The 11,343-nt window shown below is 68.1% G+C and carries 1 protein-coding gene; it reads right to left on the reverse strand.

The features are described from left to right. Window positions 1-11,343 (reverse strand): non-ribosomal peptide synthetase (locus G4D83_RS42520; RefSeq protein ID WP_163870674.1); only part of this gene is annotated, 11,343 nt, incomplete at both ends.

Consider the following 11,343-nt stretch of genomic DNA (forward strand, 5'->3'; position numbering starts at 1 on the left):
GGGTGACGGCGGAGATGGACTCGTCGCGGAGCAAGTCGCGCAGAGGAGCGCCCGGGAGGAGGCGCTCGCGAGGAGCGAGGACGAGGGTGGAGCCGGCGAGGAGAGCGCCGAAGATTTCGGCGACGGAGGCGTCGAAGCCGAAGGCGGCGTACTGGAGGACGCGGGAGGTGGGGGTGAAGCCGTGGGCGCGTCCGGCGGTGAGGGCGGTGTTGGAGAGGCCGCGGTGCTGGAGGAGGGTGCCCTTGGGAGTGCCGGTGGAGCCGGAGGTGTAGATGACGTAGGCGAGGTTGTCGGCGGAGGTGCCGGAGACCGGAGCGGACTCGGGCTGCGTCGCGATGAAGCTCGCGTCGACGTCGAGCAACACGAGTTGTTGCGCGCTGGTGGGCAGCTCGTCGGCGATGTCCTCCGTCGTGACGAGCACGGGAGCGGCGCAGTCACGGAGCATGAAGGAGAGACGCTCGACGGGGTACGAAGGATCGAGCGGGACCCAGGCTCCGCCAGCCTTGAGGATGGCGAGGATGGAGACGACGAGGTCCAGCGAGCGCTCAAGGCAGAGCGCGACGGGGACCTCGGCCCTGATTCCGAGCGAGCGCAGGTGGTTCGCGAGGCGGTTGGCGCGAGCGTCGAGCTGCGCGTAGGTGAGCGACTCGCCCTCGAAGCGCAGGGCGGTGGCGTCTGGCGTGCGCGCGGCCTGGGCCTCGAACAACGCGTGCGCGGTGGACTCGCGGGGGAAGTCCCGCGCCGTGTTGTTCCACTCGACGAGCACCCGTTGCTGCTCGTCCCGCTGCATCAGCGGCAGCGTGGAGACGGGCGCCTGGGGCTGGGCCGCCGCCGCTTCGAGGACCGTGCTCAGGTGGCTCAGCAGTCCGTTGATGGTGTCCGAGGTGAAGAGGTCGGTGCGGTACTCGACGCTGCAACCCAGGCCCCGTGCTGTCTCCTGGAGGGCGAGGGTGATGTCGAGCCGTGCTGTTCCCGTCTCGCTGCTCAGCGGGCGGAACGTGAGACCCTGGACCTTCAGCTCCTCGTCCGGCTGGTTCTGGAGCACCAGCTTGACCTGGAAGAGCGGCGCGAAGCCGAGACCGCGCTCGGGGTTGATGGCCTTGACCAACTCCTCGAACGGCAGATCCTGGTGCGCATAGGCGCCCAGCGTGTCCGCCTTCACGCGCTCCAGCAGCTCACGGAAGGATGGGTTGCCGCCCAGTCGCGCCCGCAGGGCGAGCTGGTTGATGAAGAAGCCGATGAGGCCTTCGGTCTCCGCGCGGTTGCGGTTGGCGATGTCGGTGCCGATGACGAAGTCCTGTTGTCCCGAGTAGCGGGACAGGACGACCTGGAATCCGGCGACCAACGCCATGAAGAGCGTGGTGCCCTCCTGGCGGCACATTGCGTTGAGCGAGTCGACCAGCTCACGCGGGAGCATCCGTTCGACCCGTGCGCCCTGGAAGCCCTGCACCAGCGGACGCGGAAAGTCCGAGGGGAGCTCCAGTTGCAGCGACGCTCCGGACAGATTCGCGCGCCACCAGTCGAGCTGGGCGTCGAGCGCCTCGCCCTGGAGCCACTGGCGCTGCCAGACGGAGAAGTCGGCGTACTGGATGGGCAGCGGTGAGAGTTGCGCGGCCTCGCCGCCAGAGAACTGTCGGTAGAAGGCCGCCAGCTCGCGGACGATGACGCTGACAGACCACCCATCCGAGACGATGTGGTGATTGGTGACGAGCAGCAGGTACTCGTCATCGGCGAGGCGCACGAGGGTGGCGTGCACCAGCGGGCCACGAGACATGTCGAAGGAGTGAATCGCTTCCTCGCGCATGAGCCGCTGGGCTTCGGCGTCGCGAGAGGAGGAGTCCAGGGCGCGCAGGTCGACGACGGGCAGCGCCAGTCGGACATCGGACTGGATGCGCTGGACGGGCTGCCCTTCGTGCATGGCGAAGTGGGTGCGAAGCACCTCGTGCCGCTCAATCAGCGCGTTGAAGGACTGGCGCAGGGCCTCCGTGTGGAGATTGCCGGTGAGCTTGAGAGCCCAGGGGATGTTGAAGGTGGAAGCGCCAGGATCGAGCTGGTCGAGGAACCAGAGACGCTGCTGGGCGAAGGAGAGGGGCAGCGGCTGTGAGCGGTCGACGGGGACGAGTGCCGGCTGGCGGGACGAGGAGCCGTGGAGCAGCTCCAGCCGCTCGGAGAGAAGCGCGACGGTGGGAGAGGAGAAGAGCTCACCGAGGGGCAACTCAACGTCGAAGGTAGAGCGGATGCGGGAGACGACCTGGGTGGCGAGGAGGGAGTGGCCGCCCAACTCGAAGAAGTCGCCGTGGACGCTGACGCGCTCCAGGCCAAGGACGTCGGCGAAGATGGAGGCAAGACGCGTCTGAGTGGGGGTGGAGGGCGGAGCGAAGTCGTCGCCAGAAGTGGCGGCGGCGAAGTCGGGAGGAGGGAGGGCCTTCCTGTCGAGCTTGCCGTTAGCCGAGAGAGGGAAGGACGGGAGAGAGACGAGAGCGGCCGGCACCATGTACTCGGGCAGGCGCTGGAGCAGGAAGGCGCGCAGAGCCGAGGTGTCGACAGAGGATTCGGCGGAGGTGAAGTAGGCGACGAGGCGCTTGTCGCCGGGGACATCCTCACGAGCGAGGACGACGGCCTCCTGGATGCCGGAGAAGAGGCGGACGGCGGCCTCGACTTCGCCCAGCTCAATGCGGAAGCCGCGCACCTTCACCTGGAAGTCGGAGCGGCCGAGGAACTCGAGAGAGCCGTCGGCCAGCCAGCGGACGCGGTCGCCGGTGCGGTAGAGGCGAGCACCCGGTGAAGAAGAGAAGGGGTGCGGGACGAAGCGCTCAGCGGTGAGGTCAGCGCGGTTGAGGTAGCCCCAGGCGAGGCCGTCACCACCGACGAAGAGCTCTCCCGGGACGCCGGGAGGAGTCGGCAGGAAGGAGGCGTCGAGGACGAAGGCGGAGGAGTTGGAGAGAGGCGCGCCGATGGGGACGGAGCGAGAGACGGAGTCGCCGTGGCGCAGCGAGTGAGTGGCGGAGAAGGTGGTGTTCTCGGTGGGGCCGTAGCCGTTGACGAGGACGTGGCCCGGGGGCAGGCGAGCGAGGTGCTCGCGGACGCGGGACGGCGGAAGGACGTCACCACCGGCGAGGACCTGGCGGACACGGGCCAGCGCAACGGGCTGGGTGGCAACCATCTGCTCAAAGAGAGCGGCCGTCAGCCAGAGCGAGGTGATGCCCTCGCGGACGAGCAGACAGCCCAACTCCTCGAGTGAAAGGGAGTGAGGAGGAGCGAGGACGAGCTTGGAGCCGTGGAGGAGGGCGCCCCAGATTTCGAGGGTGGAGGCGTCGAAGGCGACGGGAGCGGCGTGGAGCCAGACGTCGGAGGAAGAGAAGGAGATGAAGGAGGAAGAGACGAGGCGAGTGACGCCGCGGTGAGGGACGCAGACACCCTTGGGCTCGCCCGTGGAGCCGGAGGTGAACATGACGTAGGCGAGGTCATCCCCCGTCACGGCACTTGCGAGAGGAGAAGAGGGCAGCCGCGCGATGCGAGAAGCCTCCTCATCGATGACGAGGAGGACGGCGCCGAAGGCCGGCAAGTCGTCGACGACGTCAGAGTGAGAGAGGACGACGCCCGCAGCGGACTCACGGAGAACGAAAGCGAGACGCTCGGAGGGCCAGGCCTTGTCGAGAGGGACGTAGGCGGCCCCCGCCTTGAGGATGGCGAGGAGGGAGACGATGAGGTCGGCGGAGCGGTCGAGGCGGACGGCGACGCGAGAGCCCGGGAGCACACCCAACGAGCGCAGGTAATGAGCGAGCTGGTTGGCGCGCGAGTCGAGCTGGGCGTAGGAGACCGACTCCTCGCCGGAGACGACAGCAACAGCGTCGGGCGTGCGCACGGCCTGCTGAGCGAAGAGTCCATGGATGGACGCGTCGCGCGGGTAATCGCTAACAGCCCCATTCCAGCCCGTGAGTACCTGCTGCTTCTCTTCCGCCGTGAGCAGCGGAATCAGACGGAGCTGCGCATCAGGGGCGGAACGCAGCGCTTCAATCAGTACCGCGTAGTGACGCGAGAGGCGCTCCATGGTCGCCGCGTCAAAGAGGTCGGTGTTGTAGTTGAAGACACCAGTGAAGCCGTCGCTGCGTTCTTCGATCAAGAGGCTGATGTCGTACTTCGAGGACTCGACGCTCGGCTGCAGTGCGCCTAGCGTGATGCCGGGGAGCTCGAGCTCCTCTTCAGGAGCGTTCTGAAGAGTGAGGGTGACCTGGAACAGCGGGCTGCGGCTCAGGTCACGCTGCGGCTGAAGCTCCTCGACGAGTTTCTCGAACGGGACGTCCTGGTGCTCGTAGGCGGCCAGCGTGGACAGGCGCACCTTTGAGAGCAATTGACGGAACGACTGCTTCGGATCGAGGCGAGCGTGGAAGACGAGGGTGTTGACGAAGAAGCCGATGAGCCCCTCGGTCTCGGAGCGGTTGCGGTTGGCGAGAGGCGAGCCCACCGAAACGTCTTCCTGACCCGAGTAGCGGGAGAGCAGGAGCTGGAAGGAAGCCAGCAGCACCATGAAGGGCGTGGCGCCTTCTCGCTGGGCGAGCGCCTTCACCCAGTCGCTCGACTGTCTGGAGAGGACCACGGGGACGATGGCGCCCCCGTAGGTCTGAACGGCGGGACGAGGCCTGTCGGTGGGCAGCTCGAGAGAGGTCGAGGCACCGGCGAGCTGGTTACGCCACCAATCGATCTCGGACGCGAGGACGTCACCCTGGAGCCACTGGCGCTGCCAGACGGAGAAGTCGGCGTACTGGATGGGCAGGGGGGCGAGCTGGGCGGATTCTCCCCCGGCGAACTGCCGGTAGAAGGCGGCGAGCTCGCGGACGATGATGGCGACAGACCATCCGTCGGAGACGATGTGGTGTGCGGTGGCGAGCAGGAGGTGCTCGTCATCACTCAAGCGCACCAGGGTCATGTGGACCAGCAGACCCCGAGACAGGTCGAATGAATGCAGCGCCTCCTCGCGCATCAGGCGCTGGGCTTCCGCGTCTCGCTCCTGCTGAGGCAGCGCGCGGAGGTCGACGAGCGGCATCTCCAGCACGACGTCCTGCTGGATGCGCTGGACGGGCTGACCCTCGTGAATGGCGAAGTGAGTGCGCAGCACCTCGTGGCGCTGCACCAGCGCGCGGAGGGACAGGAGCAGCGCGTTTGAATCCAGGGTGCCGGTGAGCTTGAGCGCCCACGGGATGTTGTATGCGGAGCCGCCGGGCTGGAGCTGATCCAGGAACCACAGACGCTGCTGCGCGAAGGAGAGCGGCAGCGGCCGAGCACGGTCGACGGGGACGAGTGCGGGGACCTTCGAGTCGACGGAGTATTGCTCCAGTCGCTCGGCGAGCTGTGCGACGGAGGGCGCTTCGAAGAGCTCGCGGAGGGGGAGCTCGATGTTGAAGGTGGAGCGGATGCGGGAGACGACCTGCGTGGCGAGGAGGGAGTGGCCACCGAGTGCGAAGAAGCTGTCGGTGACGCTGACACGCGGCAGGTTGAGGACAGCGCTGAAGAGCTCGGCGAGCTTCTCTTCGGTGGGAGTGCGAGGCGCGACGAAGGTGGCCTCGTCCGTGAGGCTGGCCGCGTCGGGAGCGGGCAGCAGCCTCCTGGCGATCTTTCCGCTGGGCGTGAGGGGCAGGGCCTCCAGTGGGACGAAGACGGAGGGCACCATGTACTCGGGCAGCCGCTTGAGCAGGGCGGAGCGGAGGGCTTCGGGCGTGACTGCGTCCGCCCCGGAGACGGGGACGAAGTAGCCGACGAGGCGCTTGGCGCCGGGCACGTCCTCGCGGACGAGCGCGGCGGCGTCTCGGATGCCGGAGAGGGAGCGCAGCGCGGCTTCGACTTCACCGAGCTCCACGCGGAATCCGCGCAGCTTCACCTGACCGTCAAGACGACCGAGGAACTCGACGGTGCCGTCGGCCGTCCAGCGAGCGGAGTCGCCGGTGCGATAGAGGCGTGCGCCAGGAGTTGAAGCGAAGGGGTGGGGGACGAACTTCTCCGCCGTCAGCTCGGGGCGGCCAGGGTAGCCGAGGGCGAGGTGAGCGCCGCCGATGAAGAGCTCCCCGGGAACGCCGATGGGGGAGGGCAGGCCGAGAGAGTCGAGGACGAAGAGCTGGGTGTGGGGAAGCGGAGAGCCGATGGAGGGCAGACGCGGCCAGGAGGCCGGCGGGCCCTGCATGCGGAACGCGGAGACGACGTGAGTCTCGGAGGGGCCGTACTGATTCTCCAGGACGCAGCCCGGAAGCTTCTCGAAGAGAGAGACGAGCGCGGGAGTGACCTGGAGCTGCTCACCCGCCGTCACGACTTCGCGCAGCGTCGTCGGAACGGTGGCGCCGTGAGAGACGGCATCCGCGAGCGCCTGGAGAGCGACGAAGGGCAGGAAGAGCCGCTCGACGCGCTGCTGGTGCATGAAGTCGAGCAGCGCCGGAATGTCCTGGCGCAGTCCACCCGTGGGCAGCACGAGGGTGCCGCCGGCCCACCAGGTGGAGAAGAGCTCCTGGCAGGAGACGTCGAAGCTGAGCGAGGCGAACTGGAGGGTGGTGGCCGAAGGCTTCGCGGACTGACGCAACTGCCAGGAGAGCAGGTGGCTCAGCGCGCGGTGAGGAAGGGCGACGCCCTTGGGCCTGCCGGTGGAGCCGGAGGTGTAGATGACGTAGGCGGGAGACTCGGGCGACAGCGCCAGCTGAGGCGCGTGAGGAGGCTGAGCGGAGAGGGCATCCGCCTCCGTGTCGACGAGGACGAGCCGCGCCGTGGACTCCGCGGGCAGCGAAGCGCGGAGGCTGGAGTGCGAGAGGACGACGGGCGCTGAAGAGTCCTCGAGCATGAAGGCGAGGCGCTCGGAGGGGTAGTTGGGGTCCAGCGGGAGATAGGAGGCGCCGGCCTTGAGAGAAGCGAGGACGGCGACAGCCATGTCGAGGGACTTGTCGAGGCAGATGCCGACGGAGCTTCCCGGAGTGACGCCGTGCTGGCGAAGCAGGTGCGCGAGTTGGTTGGCGCGCGTGTCGAGCTGAGCATAGGTGAGCGACGAGACACCGTCGGAGACGGCGATGGCGTGAGGCTTGCGCGCGACCTGGGCTTCGACGGGACGGTGGATGAGCGACGCGACGTGGGGGATGCCCGACGTGTCGTTCCACGCGGTGAGCAACTGGTGCTTCTCTTCCGCGCTCAGCAGCGGCAGGTGAGCGAGGGACTGGCTCGGGTCAGAGACGGCGGACTGGAGCAGGCGTGAGAGGTGCTCACCGAGACGCTGGGCGGTGCTCCTGTCGAAGAGGTCGGTGTTGAACTCGAGCAGGCCGTGGATGTCGTCGCCGGAGTCGACGAGGAGCAGCGAGAGGTCGAACTTGGCGGTGCCGCTGTCCACGTCGAGGGCGCGAAGGACCGTCGACTCGTCAGCGCCGGAACGGGGCGTGGAGGGAGCCGCCGTCTGCAATGCGAGCATGGCCTGGAAGAGAGGCGAGCGACTGAGGTCACGCTGAGGCTGGAGCTCCTCGACGAGCTTCTCGAAGGGGACGTCCTGATGCGAGTAGGCGCCGAGGGTGGACTCGCGCACCTGGGCGAGCAACTCGCGGAAGGACATGTCCAGTCGGAGCTGGGTGCGAAGCGCGAGGGTGTTGACGAAGAAGCCGATGATGCCTTCGAGCTCGGCCTGACGACGGTTGGCGATGGGAGAGCCGACGACGATGTCGTCCTGTCCGGAGTAGCGGGCGAGGAGGACGTTGAAGGCGGACAGCAACACCATGAAGGGAGTCACACCCTCGCGGCCGCAGAGGGTGCGAAGCGCGGTGGTGAGGTCCGCGCCGAGGCGCACGGGGAGGTTGGCGCCGTGAGCGGACTGGACAGGAGGACGGGGCCTGTCGGTGGGCAGCTCCAGGGCCTGAGGAGCGCCGGCGAGGTGCTGTCGCCACCAGGAGACTTGCTGGGCCAGGGCTTCGTCGCGCAGCCAGCCGCGCTGCCAGGCGGCGTAGTCGGCGTACTGGAGCGTGAGCGGAGCCAGAGGAGAAGGCAGGCCCTGGCTGAAGGCGGAGTAGAGCTCAATGACTTCGCGCCCGAAGACACCCGCGGACCAACCGTCGGAGACGATGTGGTGGACGGTGATGAGCAGCACGTGGCGCTGCTCGGAGAGACGCACGAGGGTGGCGCGGAGCAGCGGCGCGTGAGTCAGCTTGAAGGGCTTCTGCGCCTCCGCGGTGGCGAGGCGCTGGGCCTCGGCGTCGCGAGCGGATTCCTCGAGGTGCCCGAGGTCGACGTGGGCAAGGGAGAACTCGACGTCGGTGAGGATGCGCTGAGCGGGCTCGCCATCGGCGCGGGTGACGAAGCTGGTGCGCAAGGACTCGTGGCGACGGACCAGCTCGTGGAGGGCGCGGGTGAGGGCGTCGGTGTGCAGCTCCCCGTTGACCTGGAGGGCGGTGGAGATGTTGTAGAAGGGGCTGTCGGGCTGGAGCCGGTCGAGGAACCACAGGCGCTGCTGGGCGAAGGAGAGGGGCAGGTCTCCGGAGCGAGCCACGGGCGCCAAGGGCGGGAGCTGGAGGCCATCCTGGGCCAGACGTGAAGCCTCGATGCGAGGCGCGAGCTGCGCGACGGTGGCGGCCTCGAAGAGCGCGCGAACGGGCAGCTCGACGCCGAAGGCCTTGCGGACTCGGGAGATGAGTTGGGTGGCGAGCAGGGAGTGGCCGCCGAGCTCGAAGAAGTTGTCGGTGACACCGACTCGTTCAACGCCGAGGACGAGCGAGAAGAGGGACGCGAGCAGTTCCTCGGCCGGAGTGCGGGGCGCGACGTATTCGCGCGCGGCGGCGACGAAGTCCGGTGTGGGAAGGGCCTTCCTGTCCACCTTGCCGCTGGGATTGAGCGGGAGTGCGTCGAGGAGGATGAAGACCGACGGCACCATGTACTCGGGCAACTGGAGCGAGAGCGCCGAGCGAAGGGCCTGGGAGTCGGGAGTCGTGGAGGGCGAGGGGACGACGTAGGCGACGAGGTGGGCCTCATCGCGGACGACGACGACGGTATCCGAGACAGAGGGAAGGGTGCGGAGGACGGCCTCGACTTCACCCAGCTCGATGCGGAAGCCGCGCAGCTTGACCTGGAAGTCGGAGCGGCCGAGGTACTCGAGCGTCCCATCTGGCAACCAGCGAGCGACGTCGCCAGTGCGGTAGAGGCGCGCGCCAGGGGTTGCACTGAAGGCGTCGGGGATGAAGCGCTCAGCGGTGAGGTCGGGCCTGCGCCAGTAGCCGAGGCCGACCTGGACGCCGCCGATGAGGAGATCACCGGGGACACCCACGGGAGAAGGCTGGCCGGACTCGTCGAGGACGAGGAGCCGCGTGTTCGCGACGGGCTTGCCCATGGGGACGAAGTGTCGAGCGTCCCCCGGGAGGCATTGGAAGAAGGAGACTTCGACGGCGGCCTCGGTGGGGCCGTAGAGGTTGAAGACCTCCGCGTGAGGCAGTCGCGAGTGGGCGCGGCGCACCATCTCGGCGGGGAGGGCTTCACCACTGCATGCCAGACGACGGACGTGAGACAGCGCTTCGAGTCCCGGCTCCTCCAGGAAGGCGCGGAGCATCGACGGGACGAAGTGGACGATGGAGATGCGCTGCTCGGCGATGAGGCGCACGAGGTAGGCGGGGTCCTGGTGTCCACCGGGCTTCGCGAGGACGAGGCGAGCGCCAGAGATGAGAGGGGCGAAGAACTCCCAGACGGAGACGTCGAAGGAGAAGGGCGTCTTCTGGAGGACGGAGTCGGATGCCGCCAGTGGGAACTGCTGCTGCATCCACAGCAGGCGGTTGATGACGCCTGAGTGGGCATTCATGGCGCCCTTGGGGCGGCCCGTGGAGCCGGACGTGAAGATGACGTAGGCGAGCGAATCCGGGCCGGCGAGCCGCGCGGGGGCCGAGGACGGCTGGCGCGAGACGGCGTCCCACTCGGAGTCGAGGCACAGCACGCGAGCGGCGTGCGGAGGGAGGACGTCCTTCAAGCGCTCATGCGTGAGGAGGACGGGAGCATTGGCGTCCTCGAGCATGCCGGCGAGGCGCTCACGCGGATACGCGGGGTCCAGGGGGACGTAGGCGGCGCCAGCCTTGAGGACGGCGACAAGCGCGACGACGAGGTCGAGCGAGCGCTCGAGGCAGACACCGACGAGGACGCCGGGCCGAGCGCCGAGCGAGCGCAGGTGGTGTGCGAGCTGGTTGGAGCGCGAGTCGAGCTGGGCGTAGGTGAGGACGCTGTCCTCGAAGCGAACAGCCTCGGCCTCGGGAGTGCGCAGCGCCTGGGCTTCGATGAGCGAGTGGAGTGTGGCCTCGCTCGGGTACTGCACCTGCGCGCCCTGGAAGTCGGAGAGCAGCTGGGACTTCTCGTCGTCGGCGAGGAGGCCGAGGTGACGCAGGGGCACGTCGACGCGAGAGGTGGCGTCGGCGAGCAGATTCTCGAAGTGGCGAGCCATGCGACGCGGGGTGGCGGCGTCGAAGAGGTCGGAGTTGAAGTCGAGAGTGCCGAGCAGTCGACCCTGGCTCTCACTCATGCCGAGAGAGAGGTCGAACTTGGCGGAGTGAAGCTCGGAGGTGAGGAAGTCGAGGGAGAGGCCCGGGAGGCGGAGCGCTTCGTCAGGAGCGTTCTGGAAGACGAAGGAGACCTGGAACAGCGGAGAACGGCTCAGGTCGCGCTGAGGCTGGAGCTCCTCGACGAGCTTCTCGAAGGGGACGTCCTGGTGCTCGTAGGCGGCGAGGGTGGACAGGCGCACCTGGGAGAGCAGCTCGCGGAAGGACTGGCTGCCATTGATGCGAGCGCGCAGGACGAGGGTGTTGACGAAGAAGCCGATGAGGCCTTCGGTCTCGGCACGGTTGCGGTTGGCGATGGGAGAACCAACGCTGATGTCGTCCTGACGAGAGTAGCGGGAGAGCAGGAGCTGCCAGGCGGCGAGCAGGACCATGAAGGGCGTGGCGCCCTCACGCTGGGCGAGCGCCTTTACGGCGAGGGTCAGCTCCGGAGACAGCTCGAAGGGAATCAGAGCACCACGGAAGGTCTGGACGGGGGGCCGAGGCCTGTCGGTGGGCAGCTCGATGGAAGGAGGAGCGCCGGAGAGCTGGTTGCGCCACCAGCCGATTTCCGAGGAGAGGACGTCGCCGTGGAGCCACTGGCGCTGCCAGACGGAGAAGTCGGCGTACTGGATGGGCAGGGGTGCGAGCTGGGCGGCCTCGCCGCCGGAGAACTGGCGGTAGAAGGCGGCGAGTTCGCGGACCATGACGGCGATGGACCAACCGTCGGACGCGATGTGGTGGACGGTGACGAGGAGCTGGTGCTGCGTCTCATCCAAGCGGAGCAGTGAAGTGCGGACGACAGGACCACGGGCCAGGTCGAAGG

It is taken from the genome of Myxococcus eversor, from assembly GCF_010894455.1.
GTDB classification, from domain to species: domain Bacteria; phylum Myxococcota; class Myxococcia; order Myxococcales; family Myxococcaceae; genus Myxococcus; species Myxococcus eversor.